The sequence below is a fragment of the Pandoraea apista genome (assembly GCF_001465595.2).
GTDB lineage: Bacteria > Pseudomonadota > Gammaproteobacteria > Burkholderiales > Burkholderiaceae > Pandoraea > Pandoraea apista.
In genome coordinates, this window is the sequence record NZ_CP013481.2 from 681,399 (window position 1) to 700,860 (window position 19,462).

Genomic DNA, 19,462 nt, shown 5'->3' on the forward strand with positions numbered 1-19,462 from the left:
GCATGGCGCACGCGGTGGAAACGGTAATGCAGCACCGCACGGTCCTGCTGGAGGAGGCCGTGGATGCCTTGCTGTGGCGCGACGACGGCGTATACGTCGACGGCACGTTCGGCAGAGGCGGACACAGTCGCAGGATTCTGGAGCGGCTCGGTCCCAAGGGGAAGCTGATCGCATTCGACAAGGATCCCCAAGCGATCGCGGAGGCGGCAAATATTGCCGATCCGCGATTTTCGATTGAACACGAAAGCTTCGCGACGTTGCGCGAGGCGTTGGCCCGACGCGGTATCGACAAGGTGTCGGGGGTTTTGCTGGACCTGGGCGTCTCGTCGCCGCAGTTCGACGACCCTGCGCGTGGATTCAGTTTTCGTTTCGACGGCCCGCTCGACATGCGCATGGATCCCACGCGCGGCGAGTCGGCTGCCGACTGGCTGGCCCGGGCAACGCTGGAAGAAATCACGGAGGTCATCAAGGACTATGGGGAAGAACGGTTTGCTTTTCAGATTGCAAAGGCGCTTGTTGCTCGCCGGGCAAACGCCGACCACCTTGGTCCACTCGTCAGCACTCGCGAGCTTGCCGCGATCGTGGCGGGCGCCGTCAAGACCCGTGAGAAGGGCAAGGATCCGGCAACACGCACCTTTCAGGCTCTACGGATTCACGTCAATCAAGAGCTTGCGGACTTGCAGATAGCACTCGACGTGGCGGCCGATGTCCTCGAAACGGGAGGCAGACTCGTGGCGATCAGCTTTCATTCGCTGGAAGACCGCATCGTGAAGCGCTTCGTGCAAGCGCGAACGAGCGCGCCGGCGGTAGATCGCCGCGTGCCTTTGCGCGCCCACGAAATTCCCGAGCCGCCCTTTAAATCCAGTCGTAAGGTCAAGCCGTCCGCCGAAGAGGTGGAGGCTAACCCGCGTGCGCGCTCGGCGATCATGCGGGTCATGGAGCGGGTGGCAACATGAGCCGGCTCAATATTCTTCTGCTCGCGCTGCTTATCGGCTGCGCGTTGTCGCTGATCAATGCGCAGTACCGCGCGCGCGGAACGTTCGTGGAACTCAACCGCGAGCAGGCGCTCGAGCATCAACTGCTGCAGGACTGGGATCGTCTCCAGTACGAGCAGAGTGCGCAGAGCAAGAGCGCGCGTATCGAAAGCGTGGCGCGCAGCGATCTGAAGATGCAGGCCGTCTCGCCCGGCCGCACGCAATACCTGTCAGCACCGGCCGGTAGCGCCGGCGCGATGGTGGATGTCCCGGTGCCCACGGCGAGCGCCGCGTCTGCCCCGGCGAGCGGAGGCAAGCGATGATTCGCCGCAAAGACGCCAAGGCCAAGACCAAGGATGTGCAGTTCTCTGCCAGCCCGGTCCTGTCCGTGCGTCTGCCGATGTGGCGCTCGAAGATGCTCGTCTTTGTGATCTTCGGCGCGTTTGCGTCGCTGGTCGCGCGTGCCTTCTGGATTCAGGGGCCGGGCAACGCCTTCTATCAACGTCAGGGCGAGAGCCGTTACGAACGCACACTGGAAATGTCCGCCACGCGCGGCAAAGTGTTCGACCGTAACGGGCAGGTGCTCGCCACCAGTCTGCCCGTCAAGGCCATCTGGGCTATCCCCGAAGACGTGCCCGACGACGTTTCGGCGCAGCAGATTCGCCAGCTCGCGCGTTTGCTCGAGATGAGCGAGCCGGATCTGCGCCGCAAGCTCAATCAGGAAAAGAGCTTCGTCTACGTGAAGCGTCAGGTATTGCCGGACGTGGCCAAGCAGGTCGCCGATCTGGACATCCCCGGCATTTATCAGCGCAAGGAGTACAAGCGCTTCTATCCGGAAGGCGAGATTGCTGCGCACGTAGTCGGCTTCACGAACGTTGAGGATATCGGGCAGGAAGGCGTCGAGCTTTCGATGCAGAAGGATCTGGCCGCCACGCCCGGCAGTCGCCGCGTGATCAAGGATCGTCTGGGCCGCGTGGTCGAGGACATCGATATTCTGGCGCAGCCGCGCGACGGTCACGACATTACGCTCTCGATCGACAGCAAGATCCAGTTCCTCGCCTACAGCGAACTGAAAGACGCCATCGAGCGCACCGGTGCGAAAGCCGGCAGCGCCGTGGTGCTCGACGTTCGCACGGGTGAGGTGCTCGCGCTGGTGAATCTCCCGACGTACAACCCGAACAATCGCACGAACCTGACCGGCGCGCAGTTGCGCAACCGAGTCATTACCGACACGTTCGAGCCCGGTTCGATCATGAAGCCGATTACGGTCGCCGCCGCCATCGAGAACGGTTACGTGAAGCCGACCTCGACCGTCATGACCACTGGCCGGGCGACCTTTTTCGGCGCAACGATTACTGACACACACGACTACGGTTTGCTCACCGTGGCAGGCGTTATCCAGAAGTCGAGCAACATCGGCACGGCCAAGCTCGCGTTGCAGATGAAGCCGCAGGAAATGTGGGACATGTTCACGAGCGTGGGCCTCGGTCAGGCACCCAAACTCGGCTTCCCCGGCGCCGTGGCGGGACGTCTGCGTCCGGCCAAGAGCTGGCGTCCGATCGAGCAGGCGACGATGGGCTACGGCTATGGCTTGTCGGCTTCGCTGATTCAGCTTGCGCGTGCCTACACCGTGTTCGCGCACGACGGCGAACTCCTGCCCATCTCCATCTACAAGACGGACGGCAGTGTAGTGAAAGGCACGCCGGTCATCTCGCCGGCAACGGCCCGTGAAGTGCGCAAGATGCTGGAGATGGTGACTTCGCCCGGCGGTACCGCTACGCGCGCCCAGGTAGTTGGCTATCGCGTGGGCGGCAAGACCGGTACCGCTTACAAGCAGTCGGGCAAGGGATACGACAAGAGCAAGTACCGCGCATCGTTCGTGGGCATGGCGCCGATGTCGGAGCCGCGCGTGATCGTGGCTGTCACGCTCGACGAGCCGGGCCGCGGTTCGCACTACGGCGGCGTGGCTGCCGGTCCGGTGTTTGCTGCCATTGTGGGCGGCACGCTGCGATCGCTGAATGTGGTGCCGGATTCGCCGGTGACGAAGCTCGTGGTGAGCGACAAGGTAGAGGAGAGCGAGCCATGGGCACCGTGACCCCGACGCCTCAGACTCCGGCCACGCTCGCCATGATCGCGGACGCCACCGAGCGCGCCACGCTCGCGCAGGCATGGGACTGGCTGCGCCGCACGGTGCCGGCCGGAGCAACGCTGCACGCGGATAGCCGCCGTGTGATGCCGGGCGACGTGTTCGTGGCCTACGCCGTCAAGGGCGCGGACAGCCGGGGCTTCATCGCCGACGCTGTGGAGCGCGGCGCTGCCGCCGTGTTGTGGCAGAGCGATGGCTTCACCTGGCCCGCCACACTGGCCAGCGTGGCGAATGTGCCGGAATTCGGTGTGCCGCGACTCGACTGGCTGGCCGGTCCGCTGGCGGCGCTGTGGTACGGCGAGCCGAGCGTCGGCATGACGATGCTGGGCGTGACTGGCACGAACGGAAAAACGTCGTGCAGCCAATGGCTTGCACAGTTGCTGTCGAAGGCGGGCACCCGCAGTGCGGTGATCGGCACGCTGGGTAGCGGCTTCCCTGGTCATTTGACGGTCACGGGCTTCACCACGCCGGATGCCGTTCAGTTGCAGCGCAGCCTCGACGACCTGCGCGCCCAAGGGGCGAAGGCGGTCGCGATGGAAGTCTCGTCGCACGGCCTTTATCAAGGTCGCGTGAACGGCGTGGCGTTCGATGTCGCTGTCTTCACCAATCTGACGCAAGACCATCTCGATTATCACGGCACGATGGCCGAGTACGAAGCGGCCAAAACGCGCCTGTTCGACTGGCCTGCCCTGAAAGCGGCGGTCGTCAATCGGGACGATGCGATGGGGCGTCGCCTGCTCAAGCGTCTGGCCGGGAAAACGCAGGTCTACGAATACGGGGTGCACGGCGACGCGGTGTCGGCGCATGGCAACCGCGTGTTGCGCGCCGAGGATATTCGCGCAACGACGGCCGGTACGCGCTTCACGCTGCACATCGACGATCACAGCCAGCAGATCACGGTGCCCCTCATCGGTGAGTTCAACGTGAGCAACGCATTGGCTGTGCTGGGCGCTGCGCTGGCGGCCGGTGTGCCGCAAGACGCGGCCATTGCCGGATTGGCGACGCTCACCCCCGTGTCCGGCCGCATGGAGCAGATCGGGCAACCGGGACAGCCGCTGGTCGTGATCGACTACGCCCATACGCCCGATGCGCTCGACAAGACGCTCGAAGCCTTGCGCCCGGTAGCCTCGGCGCGCGGCGGCAAGCTCGTCTGCGTATTCGGTTGCGGTGGCGATCGCGACGCGGGCAAGCGTCCGCAAATGGGGGCGGTGGCCGAGCGTCTCGCAGACGCCGTCGTGCTGACGAGCGACAACCCGCGTACCGAAGCGCCGGCAGACATCATTGCGCAGATTGCCGCAGGTCTGGCGCAGCCCGACGCGGCACGCCGGATCGAAGATCGCGCCAGCGCGATCCTGCAAGCCGTGCGCGGCGCGCAAGCCGCCGACGTGGTGCTCATCGCGGGCAAGGGACACGAAAGTACACAGGAAATCATGGGTAAGAAGCGGCCATTCTCCGATCAGGAGCATGCGCGTTTGGCACTTGCCGCGCGTGCCACGACTGTGCGCGGAGGTGGCGAATGACGATGTGGCAACTGAGCGACGCCCAAGCCGCCGTGGCCGGTTCGCACGTAACGGGCGCACTGTCGACCGCTTTCACGCGCGTTGTGACGGACAGCCGCTCGGTGCAGCCGGGCGATCTCTTCGTGGCGATCAAAGGTGAACGTTTCGACGCACACGACTTTCTGGCTGATGTGGCGCGCGCGGGCGCTGCCGCCGTGGTGGCTGCGCGTGTGCCGGAAGGTTTCGAGACACCGGCGCTGATCGTTCCCGATACGCGAATTGCGCTGGGTGAGCTGGCCGCCGCGTGGCGCCGCCGCTTTGCGATTCCCGTGGTGGCGGTTACCGGCAGCAACGGCAAGACGACCGTCAAGGAAATGATCTCGGCGATCTTTGCCGAAGCTGTTGGGGCGGCGGCGCGTCTGGCCACGGCCGGCAATTTCAACAACGACATCGGCTTGCCGCTCACGCTGTTCCGTCTGAAGGACGGCGACAAGCTGGCGGTGCTCGAACTGGGCATGAATCACCCCGGGGAGACGGCATATCTCGCAAAGATCGCGCAGCCGACGGTCGCTGTCATCAATAACGCGCAGCGCGAGCATCAGGAGTTCATGGTGAGCGTGGCGGCCGTTGCGGAAGAGCATGCCGCTGTGTTGGCGGCGCTGCCCGCCGACGGCGCGGCCGTGTTCCCGGCCGAGAGCGAATTTGCGCCGATGTGGCGCGAGATCGCGGGCAAGCGTCGTGTACTCGACTTCGCGCTCGACACGCGCGCTGCTGTGTCGGGGCGTTATGACGTCGCCACGCGTTTGCTGCGTGTGGCGTCGCCGGCCGGCGAGTTTTCGGTCACGTTGCCGCTGCTGGGCGAGCACAACGCGCGCAATGCACTGGCGGCGATTGCATGCGCATTGGGCGCCCATGTCGATATTGGTTCGATCGTGCGGGCACTCGAAGCGTTTTCCGCCGTCAAAGGCCGGCTTCAGGTGTCAACGCTCTCGAAGGGACCGCTCGCCGGCGTCACCCTGATCGACGACACCTATAATGCGAACCCCGATTCTGTGCGGGCCGCTATCGACGTACTGGCGCAAACCCCTTCGCCGCGAGTTCTGGTGCTGGGCGATATGGGCGAAGTGGGCGATAACGGACCGGCGTTTCACCGTGAAGTGGGCGAGTATGCCGCGCAGCGTGGTGTCGATCGACTGCTGGCGATGGGGGAGCAGACGCAAGCGAGCGTGGCGGCCTTCGGCGACGGCGGCGAGCATTTTTCGGATGTCACCGATGTCGCTCCGCTCGTGGCCGAGTTGAATGCCACGCTGAGCGCGCCGGCCACGATATTGGTAAAGGGAAGCCGCTTCATGCGGATGGAGCGCGTGCTTGAGCAGTTGCGCGCGACGAGTGAAGGCGGGGGCGTCGACGCCCCCGCCAAGTGATAAAGGATTGATGGAATGTTGCTGACGTTGGCGCAATGGCTGCAAGCGGATGCGAGCTATTTGCGCGTGTTCAACTACCTGACGTTTCGGGCCGTGATGGCGAGTCTCACGGCGCTGGTGATCGGGCTCTCGTTCGGGCCGATGGTCATTCGCAAGCTTGCCGAACTGAAGGTGGGGCAGGCGGTGCGTACCGACGGCCCGCAGACTCACCTGATCAAGTCGGGCACGCCCACGATGGGGGGCGTACTGATTCTCATCGGGATTACCGTCGCCACGCTGCTCTGGGCGGATTTGAGCAATCGTTTCATCTGGATCGTGCTGACCGTGACACTGGGCTTCGGCATCATCGGCTGGATCGACGATTACCGGAAGGTGGTCTACAAGGACCCGCGCGGCATGTCGTCGCGCGAGAAGTATTTCTGGCAATCGGTCATCGGCCTGTTTGCTGCCACCTATCTGGCGTTCTCGGTATCGGAGACGAGCAACCTGAAGGTCTTCGAGCTGTTCATCAGTTGGGTGCGCAACGGTTTCCCGCTCGATTTGCCGCCGAAAGCCGACTTCATCGTGCCGTTCTTCAAGACGATGAGCTACCCGCTGGGCGTGTTCGGTTTCATCGCGTTGACCTACTTTGTCATCGTCGGCTCGTCCAACGCCGTTAACCTCACGGACGGTCTCGACGGCCTGGTCATCATGCCGGTCGTGCTGGTCGGTGCGGCCCTTGGCGTGTTCGCTTACGTGATGGGCAACGTTGTTTACTCGAAGTACTTGCTGTTCCCGCATATTCCGGGCGCGGGCGAATTGCTCGTGTTCTGTTCTGCCATGTCGGGCGCTGGGTTAGCGTTCCTGTGGTTCAACACGCACCCGGCCCAGGTATTCATGGGCGACGTCGGCGCGCTGGCGCTGGGCGGCGCGCTCGGCACGGTCGCGGTGATCGTGCGGCAGGAAGTCGTGCTGTTCGTGATGGGCGGCGTGTTCGTCGCCGAGACGCTGTCGGTCATGCTTCAGGTCACGTGGTTCAAGTACACCAAGCGACGCTTCGGAGAAGGGCGGCGAATCTTCAAGATGGCGCCGCTGCACCACCACTTCGAATTGTCGGGATGGAAGGAAACGCAGGTGGTGGTTCGCTTCTGGATCATCACGCTGATGCTGGTGCTGATCGGTCTGTCAACGCTGAAGTTGCGCTGACAGCGCGACGAAAGAGAACGAAGAAACTCGGGCAGGCGGCATCGCGAATGGGGCGAAGTCGCTTTCTCGCAGCGCTGCACTAAAGGAAGGGCCGCTCGCGCCGATAGCGGAATATCGGTGTCATTGAGGCGATGCATTCGTAGGCTGTTTGAATCGATAAAAGGGAAAGAGCGACGTGTTCGGCGAGAAGTTTGGTGAATCCTGGCAACCGCGTGTCCTGATCCTGGGTCTGGGAGAGTCCGGCCTGGCGATGGCGCGTTGGTGCGCGCGTTACGGCTGCCGTGTACGTGCAGCCGATACGCGCTTTGCGTCGTCGGAGACACCGCCGAACGTTGTGACGTTGCGCGTGGACGCGCCGCAGGCCGAATTCATCGGCGGTGCGTTTGCCGGGCAAGTCGATGCTTTGCTCGACGACATCGAGCTGATCGGCATCAGCCCGGGGCTCTCGCCGCTGGCGTCCGATGTGGCGCCACTGCTTGCCGAGGCGGCCGAGCGCGGTATTCCCGTGTGGGGCGAGATCGAATTCTTTGCGCAGGCGCTGCGTCACATGCAGTCGACGAGCGGCTATGCGCCCAAGGTGCTGGCCATTACCGGTACCAACGGCAAGACCACGACCACGAGTCTGACCGGGCTGTTGTGCCGCCGCGCCGGTAAGCGCACGGCCGTGGCGGGCAACATCAGTCCCACGGCGCTCGATCGTCTGACCGAGTGCATTGCCGACGCCACATTGCCCGACGTCTGGGTGCTCGAACTCTCCAGCTTCCAGCTTGAGACGACGTATTCCCTCGCGCCCGACGCGGCCACGATTCTCAATATCACGCAAGACCATCTGGACTGGCACGGCGACATGGACGCCTACGCCAATGCCAAGGCGCGCATCTTCGGCGAGCAGACCGTTCGCGTGCTCAACCGCGACGATGCGCGTGTCATGGCGTTCGCAGCGCCCGAGGCCAATGTCGTGACCTTCGGCACGGGCAAGCCCGAGGCTGTCGGCGACTTCGGTCTGGAGATGGAGGGCGGCATGTGGTGGCTGGTCGAGGGCATGACGCGCGACGAAGCGCCGCCCGCACCGAAGCGTCGCAAGGCGGGCGCCGTGGAAGCGGCCGTCGAGGTGTACGGCAAACGTCTCATGCCGGCCGACGCGTTGCGCATTCGCGGTCAGCACAACGCTGCTAACGCACTGGCGGCGCTGGCGCTTGCCCGTGCCATCGATTTGCCGATGGCCAAGCTTCTGCACGGCCTGCGCGAATACCCGGGCGAGCCGCATCGCGTGCAGCTGATCGGCACGATCAACGAAGTCGAGTTCTACGACGACAGCAAGGGCACCAACGTTGGCGCGACTGTCGCAGCCATCACGGGCCTGCAAAAGACGCTGCTTCTGATTGTGGGCGGCGAAGGCAAGGGGCAGGACTTCTCGCCGCTGGCCAATCCGGTGGCGCATCATGCGCGCGCCGTGCTGCTGATCGGTCGCGACGCGCCGCTGCTGCGCGAAGCCCTCACCGATACCGGCGTCGAACTGATCGATGCGCCGACGCTTGAAGACGCGACGCGAGAAGCCGCCAGACTGGCCCAGCCGGGCGATGCGGTGCTGCTCTCGCCCGCCTGCGCGAGCTTCGACATGTTCCGCAACTACGAGCATCGCGCGCAGGTGTTTCGCGACACCGTGGTTGATCTGGCCGCCGACGCAGGGGTGATGCTATGAACCGTATCAAGTCGTTCTTCAGCAAGAAGCGCCAGGCGGGCTTTGCCGGCGCCGGCACGGCCACTGCGCCGGGGGCCGCGACGCAGGCGGCGAGCCGTACGCTCGGCAGCATCAAGCCGACGCGCTCGCGCATGCTTGAGTACGACCATGCCCTCATGTGGGTAGTGATCTCGCTGCTGTCGCTGGGGTTGGTGATGGTGTATTCGGCGTCGGTCGCGTTGCCCGACTCGCCGAAGTACAGCGGCTATTCGACGTATCACTTCCTTGGCCGTCACATCGTGTCGCTCACGATGGGGCTGACTGCGGCGGCGATCACGTTCCGTATTCCGGTCAAGACGCTCGACAAGCTCGCGCCCAAGGTTTTCCTGTTGGCGCTGCTGCTGCTGATCATCGTGCTGATCCCGCACGTGGGCAAGGGCGTGAACGGTTCGAAGCGCTGGATTCCGTTCGGTGTGCTCAACCTGCAACCGTCGGAAATCATGAAGCTCGCCGTCACGCTTTACGCCGCGAATTACACCGTGCGTAAGCAGGAATTCATGCAGAGCTTCGGCAAGGGCTTCCTGCCGATGGGGATTGCGGTGGTGTTCGTCGGCATGTTGCTGCTGCTCGAACCGGACATGGGTGCGTTCATGGTGGTCGCAGCCATCGCGATGGGCATTCTGTTCCTCGGGGGCGTGAACGGCCGCCTGTTCGGCGGGCTGGCGCTCACCGCAGTCGGCACGTTTGCCATGCTGATCTGGCTGTCTCCGTGGCGTCGCGAGCGGATCTTCGCGTATCTCGATCCGTGGCGCGAAGACTACGCGCTCGGCAAGGCCTATCAGCTTACACACTCGCTCATTGCGTTTGGACGCGGCGAATGGACCGGCGTGGGGCTGGGCGGCAGCATCGAAAAACTGCACTACCTGCCCGAAGCGCACACCGACTTCATTCTTGCGGTGATCGGCGAAGAGTTCGGTTTCCTGGGCGTGCTGGTGGTCATCCTGCTGTTCTACTGGCTGGTGCGCCGCGCGTTCGAGATCGGCCGTCAGGCCCTGGCGCTTGAGCGCACGTTCGCCGGGTTGCTGGCGAAGGGCGTGGGGGTGTGGCTCGGTGCGCAGACCTTCATCAACATGGGCGTGAATCTGGGCCTGCTGCCGACCAAGGGCCTGACGCTGCCACTGGTCAGCTACGGTGGCTCGGGCATCTTGCTCAACTGTGTGGCCGTGGCGATTTTGCTGCGGGTGGATTACGAGAACCGCGTGTTGATGCGGGGAGGAAAAGTATGACCGAGCGCGCTACCGCGATGCCGGCACCGGAGACGAAGACACGCACGCTGCTGGTCATGGCCGGCGGCACGGGCGGTCACGTCTTCCCGGGGCTCGCGGTCGCCAATTTCCTGCGCGTGCAGGGATGGCGCGTGGTCTGGCTCGGGAATCCGAACGGCATGGAAGCGACGCTCGTGCCGAAGTACGACATTCCGATGGAGTTCGTGAAGTTCGGCGGCCTGCGCGGCAAGGGGCTGATGACCAAGCTGCTGCTGCCGCTCAACCTGCTGCGCGCGTTCTGGCAGAGCATTGGCGCGATTCGTCGTGCCAGGCCGAATGTGGTGCTCGGCATGGGGGGCTACATCACGTTTCCGGCGGGAATGATGGCGTCGCTGCTGGGGCGCCCGTTGGTGCTGCACGAGCAGAACTCGGTGGCCGGCATGGCGAACAAGGTGCTCGCGCGCGTGGCCGACAAGGTGCTGCTCGCATTTCCCGACACCATCGAGGGCGGCGAATGGGTCGGCAATCCGATTCGCGCCGACTTCGACGAGATGGCGCTGCCGGCCGAGCGTTACAACGCACGCACTGGCCCGCTGCGCATTCTGGTGGTGGGCGGCAGTCTGGGCGCGACCGTGCTCAACGAGATCGTGCCGAAGGCACTGGCGAAGCTGCCGCGCGAAGATCGTCCGCTGGTGACGCATCAGGCGGGCGTTAAACATATTCAGACGTTGCAGGCGAATTACGCCGCAGCGGGGGTGACGGTCGACGCGGTGCCGTTCATCGACAACATGGTCGCGGCCTATGCGGCGGCGGATCTGGTGATCTGCCGTGCGGGTGCGATGACGGTGGCCGAAGTGGCGGCGGCGGGGGTGGCGGCGCTGTTCGTGCCGTTCCCGCACGCGGTCGACGACCACCAGACAACGAATGCGCGTTTCCTCGCCGACAAGGGCGCGGCAACGCTGATCGACCAGCGCGAGCTGTCGGTCGAGACCCTGGCCGAGTGGCTGCGCCGTCAGACGCGCGAATCGCTGCTCGCGATGGGAGAGAAAGCCAGGGCGCTCGCCAAGCCGGACGCCACCGAACAAGTGGCGCGCGTGTGCGCGGCTCTGGCCAAGGATTGAAATGAAACACATCGTCAAACACATTCACTTCGTCGGCATTGGCGGCTCGGGTATGAGCGGCATTGCCGAGGTGTTGCTCAACCTGGGATATCAGGTGAGCGGCTCCGATCTCGGCGACAACGCCGTGACCCAGCGCCTCGCGGGTCTGGGGGCGCGTATCGCTCGCGGTCACGACGCCGGCAATATCGAGGGCGCAGACGCCATCGTTGTGTCCACTGCCATTACGGCCGACAACCCGGAAGTGCTGGCGGGCCGCGCCCGGCAGATTCCTATCGTGCCGCGCGCGCTGATGCTCGCGGAGCTCATGCGTCTGAAGCAGGGAGTGGCGATTGCCGGCACGCACGGCAAGACCACCACGACGAGCCTCGTGGCGAGCGTGCTTGCTCAGGGCGGCCTGGATCCGACGTTCGTGATCGGTGGCCGTCTGAACAGCGCGGGCGCGAACGCCAAGCTGGGTACCGGCGACTTCATCGTGGTCGAAGCCGACGAATCGGACGCCTCGTTCCTCAACCTGAATCCGGTCATCGAAGTCATCACCAACATCGATGCCGATCACATGGATACCTACGGGCACGACTTCGCCCGTCTGAAGCAATCATTCGTGGCCTTTACGCAGCGCCTGCCGTTCTACGGCATTGCCGTGCTGTGTGTGGACGACCCGAACGTGCGCGAGATCCTGCCGTTCGTCTCGAAGCCGATCGTGCGTTACGGGCTGTCGGAGGACGCGCAGGTGCGTGCGATCGACGTGCGTGCCGATGCCGGGCAGATGCGCTTCACCGTGCTGCGCCAGTTCGGCGCCGGCGCCGCACCGCTCGACATCACGCTGAATCTGCCGGGCGAGCACAACGTGCGCAACGCGCTGGCGGCGATTGCCATTGCCACCGAACTTGAAGTGCCCGATGCCGCGATCCAGCAGGCGCTGGCCGAATTCAACGGCGTTGGCCGCCGCTTCCAGCGCTATGGCGAGATTGCGTTACCGAAGTCGAGCGGCAGCGGTACGTTCACGTTGATCGACGACTACGGGCATCACCCGGTCGAGATGGCGGCCACGCTGGCAGCCGCGCGGGGTGCGTTCCCCGGGCGCCGCATCGTGCTGGCCTTTCAGCCGCACCGCTACACGCGCACGCGCGATTGCTTCGAGGATTTCGTGAAAGTGTTGTCCGACGCCGACGCCGTGGTGCTCGGCGAGGTGTATTCGGCGGGCGAGGCGCCCATCGTGGCTGCCGACGGCCGCGCCCTGTCGCGCGCATTGCGCGTGGCGGGCAAGGTAGAACCAGTTTTTGTGGAAGACGTGGCGCAACTGCCCGACGCCATTCTGCAAGTCGCTCGCGCGGGCGACGTTGTGATCACGATGGGTGCCGGCTCGATCGGCGCGGTGCCCGGCAAGTTGCAAGTTCAGCAAGGAGTTTGACGTGAGTGCTTTCGATCCGAAACGTTTCGGCAAGGTTGGCGTCCTAATGGGCGGACGCTCGGCCGAGCGTCAGATCTCGCTGATTTCGGGCAATGGTGTGCTCGAAGCCCTGCGCTCGCGTGGCGTGGACGCGCATGCATTCGATACGGGCATGCACGACCTCGCAGCATTGGCGGCGCAAAAGTTCGACCGCGTGTTCATCGCGTTGCACGGCCGCTATGGCGAAGACGGCACGCTGCAAGGCGCACTTGAGCATTTGGGCATTCCCTACACCGGCAGCGGCGTGTTGGCTTCCGCACTGGCGATGGACAAGGAAATGACCAAACGCGTGTGGATCAACGAAGGGCTGCCGACACCGCGCTTCGCAATGCTCACCGCCGACAGCGATTTCGACGCCGTGGCACGCGATCTCGGCCTGCCGCTGATCGTCAAGCCGTCGCGCGAAGGCTCGACTATCGGGCTCACGAAGGTCACCGATGCGTCGCAGCTGAAGGCGGCGTACGAGAAGGCTGCTGCCCTCGATCCGGATGTGCTCGCAGAAGAGTTCATCGACGGCGACGAACTGACCGTGCCGGTGCTCGGCGTGGGAACGAAGGGTGCCGCGGCTGCGCGTGCACTGCCAGTGATCCGCATCGTGGCGCCGGACGCGAACTACGACTACCAGAACAAGTATTTCAAGGACGACACGCGCTACGAATGCCCGCCGCCGCTGTCGGTGTCCCTTCAGGAGGAAGTGCAGCGCCTCGTGTTGCGCGCCTACCTCGTGTTGGGCTGCCGTGGCTGGGCGCGTGCCGACGTGATGCTTCGCAAACGCGACAACAAGCCGTTCCTGCTTGAGATCAATACGTCGCCGGGCATGACCGGCCACTCGCTGGTGCCGATCTCGGCGCGAGCGGCTGGCCTGTCGTACGAAGACCTGGTGGTTGAAATTCTGGCAACTGCGACGCTCGATTTGCACCCGAACGCGCAGTGGAAGCCAGAGTGAACCGAGTCAAACCTTGAACGCGTTGAAGAACGCCCTGATACGGAAAGCAGATCGCCATGTGGCACAACGTACGCTTGCTCAACGCCATCGCGAGTGCGCTCGTCGCACTCGTCGTGCTGGCGGCGCTCGCGGCCGGCGGCCATTGGTTGATCCAACGGCCGATTTTCACGCTCAAGGCGATTCAGATCGACGGGGACGTGTCGCATATCAACGGACCGACGTTGCGTGCGAATGCGGTGTCGCGTTTGAAGGGCAACTTCTTCACGATCGATCTGGACGCCACGCGAGCGGCGTTCGAGGCGGTGCCCTGGGTGCGTCATGCGAGCGTGAGGCGTGTCTGGCCGAATCAACTGGCCATCACGATCGAGGAATACAAGCCGCTGGCCACATGGAACGACGGTCGTCTGGTCAGCGTGGACGGCGAATTGTTCGCAGCGAATCTGGCGGAAGCCGAGGACGAGGGCAAGTTGCCGGAGTTCGCGGGGCCGCCGGGCAGCGAAAAGGATGTAACGGCGCGGTACTACGACTTCGTGAAGTGGTTCGCGCCGCTGAATATGAAACCGGAAGCGGTCACGCTGTCGAATCGTTACGCATGGGGCGTGCGGCTCGCAGGGGGCGTGCAACTGGCGCTGGGACGGGAGCGTACGCCCGAAACCCTCGCCACGCGCAGCCGGCGTTTCGTACAGGCGTATCCGCAGGTTGCGGCGCGCTGGGGGAATCAGATCGAGTATGCCGATCTGCGGTACCCGAACGGTTTTGCGGTCCGGGCCGCAGGCATGCGTTTCTTGAGCGAAGAACAGGCCAAGAAGCTAGCTGCGACACCGGTGCAAAAGCGGGATTCGCAAAAGCCGGCAGTTGCGCAACCTGCCGCGCGGCAGAAGCGAAGCCAGTGAGACTTCAGGACTTACACACGCTATGAGCAAAGATTACAAGGATCTGTTGGTCGCCCTCGATATCGGCACGTCGAAAGTCGTGGCGGTGGTGGCCGAGCTGCGCCCTGAAGGCCGCTATGAAGTGATCGGCCTGGGCCAGAGCGAATCGCGAGGCCTGAAAAAGGGCGTCGTGGTGAACATCGAGGCGACTGTGCAGTCGATTCAGCGTGCGCTCGAAGAAGCCGAGCTGATGGCCGATTGCAAGATCACCAATGTGTTCACGGGGATTGCCGGCAGCCACATCCGCAGCTTCAACTCGAGCGGCATGGTGGCGATCAAGGACAAGGAAGTGACGCAGGCCGATGTGGCGCGCGTTATCGAGACGGCCAAGGCCATCAACATTCCGACCGATCAGCAGGTGCTGCATATCCTCACGCAGGAATTCATCATCGACGGTCAGGAAGATGTGCGCGAGCCGATTGGCATGAGCGGCATCCGTCTGGAGGTGAAGGTGCACATCGTGACCGGCGCTGTCTCGGCTGCGCAGAACATTGTGAAGTGCGTGCGCCGCTGTGGCCTCGAAGTCAACGATCTGATTCTGCAACCGCTGGCGTCGAGCATTTCGGTACTGACGGAAGACGAGAAGGAACTCGGCGTGGTGCTGATCGATATCGGCGGCGGCACGACGGATATCGCGATCTTCAGCGAAGGGGCGATTCGTCACACGGCGGTGATTCCGATCGCCGGCGATCAGATCACGAGCGACATTGCGATGGCCGTGCGCACGCCGACGCCGGATGCGGAGGACATCAAGATTCAGCACGGCATCGCCAAGCAGTCGCTGGCCGATCCGGACGAAATGATCGAAGTGCCGGGGCTGGGCGAGCGCGGTCCGCGCACGCTCTCGCGTCAGGCGCTGGCGGCGGTGATCGAACCGCGCGTCGAAGAACTGTTCTCGCTCGTGCAGCAGGTGGTGCGCGAGTCGGGTTACGAAGAACTGCTGTCCTCGGGCATCGTGCTCACCGGCGGCGCGGCAATGATGCCGGGCATGGTCGAGCTGGGCGAGGACATCTTCCTCAAACCGGTGCGTATTGGCGTGCCGGAGTATGCCGGCGGCCTTGCCGACGTGGTGCGCAGCCCGCGCTACGCGACGGCGATGGGCCTGCTGCTCGAAGGGCGTTCCCAACGCATGCGCGGCCGTAAGGTCGCAGTGCAGTCGGGGCAAGCGAATCAAGTCTGGACGCGCATGCGCGACTGGTTCTTCAGCAATTTTTAATGGTGTTTTTTTGAGGGGTGTGGATTCGGCATTGAAAACACGCGTGGCTTACCCGAGCCGCATGTGACCCGCAGTACCGGATCTGCTTTTATTTCACTGGAGGCGCTATGAACTTTGAAATGTTGGAAACGGAAACCAACGGCACCATCATCAAGGTGGTGGGTGTTGGTGGCGCTGGCGGCAATGCCGTCCAGCACATGATCAACCGTGGTGTGCAAGGCGTGGAATTCATCGCCATGAACACCGACGCACAGGCACTGGGCCGCTCGCAGGCCAGCGTGACCATTCAGCTCGGCAAGACCGGTCTGGGGGCTGGCGCGAAGCCGGAAATGGGCCATGCCGCAGCGGAAGAAGCCCGCGAGCGCGTGGCCGACGCCCTGCGTGGCGCGCACATGGTGTTCATCACCGCCGGTATGGGCGGCGGCACGGGCACGGGCGCGGCACCGGTCGTGGCACAGATTGCCAAGGAAATGGGCATTCTGACCGTGGGCGTGGTCTCGAAGCCGTTCGAGTTCGAAGGTGGCAAGCGCATGCGCGTGGCCGAGACGGGCGCGCAGGAACTGGAAGACAACGTCGATTCGCTGATCGTTGTGCTCAATGACAAGCTGTTCGAAGTCATGGGCGACGACGCCGAGATGGACAAGTGCTTCCAGTGCGCCGACGACGTGCTGCACAACGCCGTGGCCGGCATCGCCGAAATCATCAACGTCGACGGTCTGGTGAACGTCGACTTTGAAGACGTGAAGACGGTGATGGGCGAGCAGGGCAAGGCCATGATGGGTACGGCCACCGTTGCCGGTGTCGATCGTGCGCGTCTGGCGGCCGAGCAAGCCGTGGCGAGCCCGTTGCTCGAAGGGGTGGACCTGTCGGGCGCGCGTGGCGTGCTGGTGAACATCACGGCGTCGCGTTCGCTGCGTCTGTCGGAAACGCGTGAAGTGATGAACACCATCAAGAGCTACGCTGCCGAAGACGCGACCGTGATTTTCGGTACCGTCTACGACGACAAGATGGGCGATGCACTGCGCGTGACTGTCGTGGCAACCGGCCTGGGCCGTGCGGTTGCGAAGAAGGCCGCTGCACCGATGACGTTGCTCAAGACCGGTACCGACAATATGCCGATCGCGACCGGCCATGTGCCGAACGTGGGTCAGGCAGGCGGTACGGACTACGGCGCGCTCGATACGCCGGCCGTGTGGCGTAGCACGCGCGAGACCGCAGCCTCGCACGTTGCCGCGTTGCAGGAGAAGGGTGTCGACACGTACGACATTCCGGCCTTCCTGCGCAAGCAAGCCGACTGACAGGGTTGCGCGCGGGCCGGGTGCCAGTGCCTGGCGCCGCCGCACCTTGGGAATCGCGAGACCTACGCAGGTCGTCGTGAGGATTCGCCGTCGCCCCGAATACCATGCCCAGTGGCGTGGGGAAGGCGCGCCGCAGTACGAGTCCGAATGGCGATACAGCAAGGTTGCGATCGCGCGAGCGCCTTGTGGCTGCGACAACCAGAGTCGCAATAGGCGTCAATGCATCGCAGATGACGAACGTTACGGGTAAGCGTTTGTGATCCCGGACCCGGTCTCGCGGATCTGTCCCCCGACCGCTGCGGCATGCCTCCGTCGCGGCGGCCGGGGTGCCCCGAAAGTGCATGACGTCAGGTGTGGGGTCCGACGTCGACGCACGAGGCTCAAAGCTATGGAGCAACGAAATAGCCTATTTCCGTATGCGAGATGGGCGAGGACAAACCGATGGGGCAGAATTCGGAATGTTTAGTAACGAATCGTTGCGTTTGTGGCACAGCGATGAAGGCGCCGATCTGATATAATTCGATCTATGATCCTTAGCGCACGATAGTTTTAATAAATAGCATGCTTAAGCAGCGCACACTCAAATCCATCGCCAAGACAGTCGGCATCGGCTTGCACTCCGGTCGCAAGGTCGAGCTGTCGTTGCGTCCGGCACCGCCGAATACGGGTATCGTTTTCTGTCGTACCGATCTGAATCCTCCTGTGGAGATTCCGGCATCGGCGATGGCGATCGGCGATACGCGTCTGGCGTCGGTGTTGCAGAAGGATGGTGCGCGGGTGTCCACCGTGGAGCACCTGATGTCGGCATGTGCCGGTCTGGGCATCGACAATCTGTATGTCGATGTGACGGCCGAAGAAATTCCGATCATGGATGGCAGTGCAGCGACGTTTGTCTTTCTGATTCAGTCGGCAGGCATCGAAGAGCAGGCTGCCGCCAAGAAATTCATCCGCGTGACGAAACCCGTCGAGATCCGTGAAGGCGACAAGTTCGCCCGTCTCGATCCGTACGACGGTTTCAAGCTCAAATTCACCATTGATTTCCGTCACCCGGCAGTTGATCGCACGGGCCAGGCGCTCGAGATCGATTTTGCCGAGACGTCCTACGCGAAGGAAATTGCGCGCGCCCGTACGTTTGGCTTCGCGCATGAGGTCGAGATGCTGCGCGAACTGGGTCTGGCTCGCGGCGGCAGCATGGACAACGCTATCGTGCTCGACGAGTACCGCATTCTGAACAATGACGGTCTGCGCTACGACGACGAGTTCGTGAAGCACAAGATGCTCGACGCTATCGGCGACCTGTACGTGATCGGCCACCCGCTGCTGGCGTCGTACACGGCGTACAAGTCGGGACACGGTCTGAACAACCAGTTGCTGCGCGAGCTTCTCGCACAAGACGCCTACGAAATTGTCACGTTCGAGCGCGCAGAAGACGCACCGCGCGGTTTCCAATTCGATCCGCAAACGCAGTTCGCGTAAATTGCGCAACGCGCCGCCCGCTGCGGCGCGGATGTAACAAAAAGAAAGCGCCGGGTTTCCGGCGCTTTTTTATTTGACGGGCAATAAATATCGGCGTTGCGTCATCCCGGCATGGATGCGCTGGACCGCGACATGAGCATTTCGGCGATGCGCGTCACGATTTGCGCGACCCCCCATAGGAGTGACGGGCAACCAGACGGGCGAGGGCGTCTCGCAGCGGAGAGGGTTCCAGTGCGTCGCGCAGGTCGCGCAGACTCACCAGCCCCTGCCGGGGCAGCCGGGCCTCCTTGGGCGGTTTCTGAGGCTCAGGGGCGGCGATGCTGACGCGGATACGGATCGTGCGAATCAGCCAGCCGCGTTTGGCGAGGCCGTCGATTAGCGAAGGGGTTTGCTGACGCAGACGTGCTGCGAGCGAATTGTTAGCGACGAGAAAGACCAACGCCCCTTCGCGCGGCGGCGTGACCTTGACGCTGGCGGTGAGTGCGGGGGGCAGCAACGCATGCACGTCCCGCTCGAGCCGGCCCAACTGCTCGGCGGCGACCAACAGTGATCCCGCGCCGTCGGATGCGGACAGGAGGGTGGTCAGTGGGCGGGCGACGCGATTTGCTTTGGGTCGTTTCATATGATGATACAGAGGTCGCCGCATATTTTACCCCGCCATCGGGCGTCACCTCTGCCCGGCGGGTCGAATCGCCCGGTAATCGGCGTCGGGTACCGCCGGGACGTGTAACCGCAGCATGCTAGAATCCATTTTTCAGTACAGGTATCGAACCGGAGCGAGGCCAGCGTGCCAAACACCGGTGACCCGCAGCGCTCAGACGCATCGGGCGGTTGGCAATTTCGGGGCAT

16 protein-coding genes are annotated in these 19,462 nt (G+C 63.6%); 15 read left to right on the forward strand and 1 reads right to left on the reverse strand.

Features of this window, described 5'->3' with window-relative positions; all coding sequences use genetic code 11:
* Window positions 1-26 precede the first annotated feature (26 nt).
* The 15 genes from rsmH (at window position 27) to lpxC (ending at window position 18,613) form a co-directional block, all read left to right on the forward strand.
* Window positions 27-956, forward strand: a complete 930-nt coding sequence (gene rsmH, locus AT395_RS03155; protein WP_376738401.1) for a 16S rRNA (cytosine(1402)-N(4))-methyltransferase RsmH — start codon at window positions 27-29, stop codon at window positions 954-956.
* The gene (ftsL, locus tag AT395_RS03160; RefSeq protein ID WP_042113183.1) at window positions 953-1,297 is read left to right on the forward strand and encodes a cell division protein FtsL; all 345 of its coding nucleotides are present in this window, start codon (window positions 953-955) and stop codon (window positions 1,295-1,297) included. The genes rsmH and ftsL overlap by 4 nt, the downstream gene beginning before the upstream one ends.
* Window positions 1,294-3,069: a peptidoglycan D,D-transpeptidase FtsI family protein gene (locus AT395_RS03165; RefSeq protein WP_042113182.1), complete on the forward strand. Its 1,776-nt coding sequence runs from the start codon at window positions 1,294-1,296 to the stop codon at window positions 3,067-3,069. Before ftsL ends, AT395_RS03165 begins: the two co-directional genes overlap by 4 nt.
* Window positions 3,070-3,101: 32 nt before the next feature.
* Window positions 3,102-4,640, forward strand: a complete 1,539-nt coding sequence (locus AT395_RS03170; RefSeq protein ID WP_048628091.1) for a UDP-N-acetylmuramoyl-L-alanyl-D-glutamate--2,6-diaminopimelate ligase — start codon at window positions 3,102-3,104, stop codon at window positions 4,638-4,640.
* Complete coding sequence (locus tag AT395_RS03175) at window positions 4,637-6,043, forward strand: UDP-N-acetylmuramoyl-tripeptide--D-alanyl-D-alanine ligase (RefSeq protein ID WP_048628053.1); 1,407 nt, start codon at window positions 4,637-4,639, stop codon at window positions 6,041-6,043. The genes AT395_RS03170 and AT395_RS03175 overlap by 4 nt, the downstream gene beginning before the upstream one ends.
* Before the next feature lie 15 nt (window positions 6,044-6,058).
* Window positions 6,059-7,228, forward strand: a complete 1,170-nt coding sequence (mraY, locus tag AT395_RS03180; protein WP_042113180.1) for a phospho-N-acetylmuramoyl-pentapeptide-transferase — start codon at window positions 6,059-6,061, stop codon at window positions 7,226-7,228.
* A 175-nt stretch (window positions 7,229-7,403) separates the two neighbouring features.
* The gene (gene murD / locus AT395_RS03185; protein WP_048628052.1) at window positions 7,404-8,930 is read left to right on the forward strand and encodes a UDP-N-acetylmuramoyl-L-alanine--D-glutamate ligase; all 1,527 of its coding nucleotides are present in this window, start codon (window positions 7,404-7,406) and stop codon (window positions 8,928-8,930) included.
* Window positions 8,927-10,195 (forward strand): putative lipid II flippase FtsW, encoded by a 1,269-nt coding sequence (gene ftsW / locus AT395_RS03190; RefSeq protein WP_042113176.1) that lies wholly within the window; start codon window positions 8,927-8,929, stop codon window positions 10,193-10,195. Before murD ends, ftsW begins: the two co-directional genes overlap by 4 nt.
* Window positions 10,192-11,295 carry an undecaprenyldiphospho-muramoylpentapeptide beta-N-acetylglucosaminyltransferase gene (murG, locus tag AT395_RS03195; protein WP_082164668.1) on the forward strand — a complete coding sequence of 368 codons (1,104 nt, stop codon included), beginning with the start codon at window positions 10,192-10,194 and terminating at the stop codon, window positions 11,293-11,295. The genes ftsW and murG overlap by 4 nt, the downstream gene beginning before the upstream one ends.
* Before the next feature lies 1 nt (window position 11,296).
* Window positions 11,297-12,706, forward strand: a complete 1,410-nt coding sequence (murC, locus tag AT395_RS03200; RefSeq protein ID WP_042113175.1) for a UDP-N-acetylmuramate--L-alanine ligase — start codon at window positions 11,297-11,299, stop codon at window positions 12,704-12,706.
* A 46-nt stretch (window positions 12,707-12,752) separates the two neighbouring features.
* A complete protein-coding gene (locus AT395_RS03205; protein ID WP_042117451.1) occupies window positions 12,753-13,691 on the forward strand; it encodes a D-alanine--D-alanine ligase in 939 nt (312 codons plus the stop codon).
* A 56-nt stretch (window positions 13,692-13,747) separates the two neighbouring features.
* Entirely contained in the window at window positions 13,748-14,584 is an 837-nt protein-coding gene (locus tag AT395_RS03210) for a cell division protein FtsQ/DivIB (protein ID WP_042113172.1), read from the forward strand.
* Between the two features lie 22 nt (window positions 14,585-14,606).
* Complete coding sequence (gene ftsA, locus AT395_RS03215; protein ID WP_010806905.1) at window positions 14,607-15,839, forward strand: cell division protein FtsA; 1,233 nt, start codon at window positions 14,607-14,609, stop codon at window positions 15,837-15,839.
* A gap of 107 nt (window positions 15,840-15,946) precedes the next feature.
* On the forward strand, window positions 15,947-17,137 hold the full coding sequence (gene ftsZ / locus AT395_RS03220; protein WP_010806904.1) for a cell division protein FtsZ: 1,191 nt from the start codon (window positions 15,947-15,949) through the stop codon (window positions 17,135-17,137).
* Between the two features lie 561 nt (window positions 17,138-17,698).
* Window positions 17,699-18,613, forward strand: coding sequence for a UDP-3-O-acyl-N-acetylglucosamine deacetylase (gene lpxC, locus AT395_RS03225; protein WP_042113168.1), 915 nt, complete (start codon window positions 17,699-17,701; stop codon window positions 18,611-18,613).
* Window positions 18,614-18,767: 154 nt separating this feature from the next.
* Here the strand turns inward: lpxC and AT395_RS03230 are convergent, their stop codons facing one another.
* Window positions 18,768-19,235 carry a DciA family protein gene (locus AT395_RS03230; protein ID WP_042113166.1) on the reverse strand — a complete coding sequence of 156 codons (468 nt, stop codon included), beginning with the start codon at window positions 19,233-19,235 and terminating at the stop codon, window positions 18,768-18,770.
* Window positions 19,236-19,462 lie beyond the last annotated feature (227 nt).

Excerpts from the sequence above, each read along its gene's own strand:
- rsmH (WP_376738401.1), top strand. The coding sequence starts at position 27 with ATGCAGCACCGCACGGTCCTGCTGGAGGAGGCCGTGGATGCCTTGCTG.
- ftsL (WP_042113183.1), top strand. The coding sequence starts at position 953 with ATGAGCCGGCTCAATATTCTTCTGCTCGCGCTGCTTATCGGCTGCGCG.
- AT395_RS03165 (WP_042113182.1), top strand. The coding sequence starts at position 1,294 with ATGATTCGCCGCAAAGACGCCAAGGCCAAGACCAAGGATGTGCAGTTC.
- AT395_RS03170 (WP_048628091.1), top strand. The coding sequence starts at position 3,102 with ATGATCGCGGACGCCACCGAGCGCGCCACGCTCGCGCAGGCATGGGAC.
- AT395_RS03175 (WP_048628053.1), top strand. The coding sequence starts at position 4,637 with ATGACGATGTGGCAACTGAGCGACGCCCAAGCCGCCGTGGCCGGTTCG.
- mraY (WP_042113180.1), top strand. The coding sequence starts at position 6,059 with ATGTTGCTGACGTTGGCGCAATGGCTGCAAGCGGATGCGAGCTATTTG.
- ftsW (WP_042113176.1), top strand. The coding sequence starts at position 8,927 with ATGAACCGTATCAAGTCGTTCTTCAGCAAGAAGCGCCAGGCGGGCTTT.
- murG (WP_082164668.1), top strand. The coding sequence starts at position 10,192 with ATGACCGAGCGCGCTACCGCGATGCCGGCACCGGAGACGAAGACACGC.
- murC (WP_042113175.1), top strand. The coding sequence starts at position 11,297 with ATGAAACACATCGTCAAACACATTCACTTCGTCGGCATTGGCGGCTCG.
- AT395_RS03205 (WP_042117451.1), top strand. The coding sequence starts at position 12,753 with ATGGGCGGACGCTCGGCCGAGCGTCAGATCTCGCTGATTTCGGGCAAT.
- AT395_RS03210 (WP_042113172.1), top strand. The coding sequence starts at position 13,748 with ATGTGGCACAACGTACGCTTGCTCAACGCCATCGCGAGTGCGCTCGTC.
- ftsA (WP_010806905.1), top strand. The coding sequence starts at position 14,607 with ATGAGCAAAGATTACAAGGATCTGTTGGTCGCCCTCGATATCGGCACG.
- ftsZ (WP_010806904.1), top strand. The coding sequence starts at position 15,947 with ATGAACTTTGAAATGTTGGAAACGGAAACCAACGGCACCATCATCAAG.
- lpxC (WP_042113168.1), top strand. The coding sequence starts at position 17,699 with ATGCTTAAGCAGCGCACACTCAAATCCATCGCCAAGACAGTCGGCATC.
- AT395_RS03230 (WP_042113166.1), bottom strand. The coding sequence starts at position 19,235 with ATGAAACGACCCAAAGCAAATCGCGTCGCCCGCCCACTGACCACCCTC.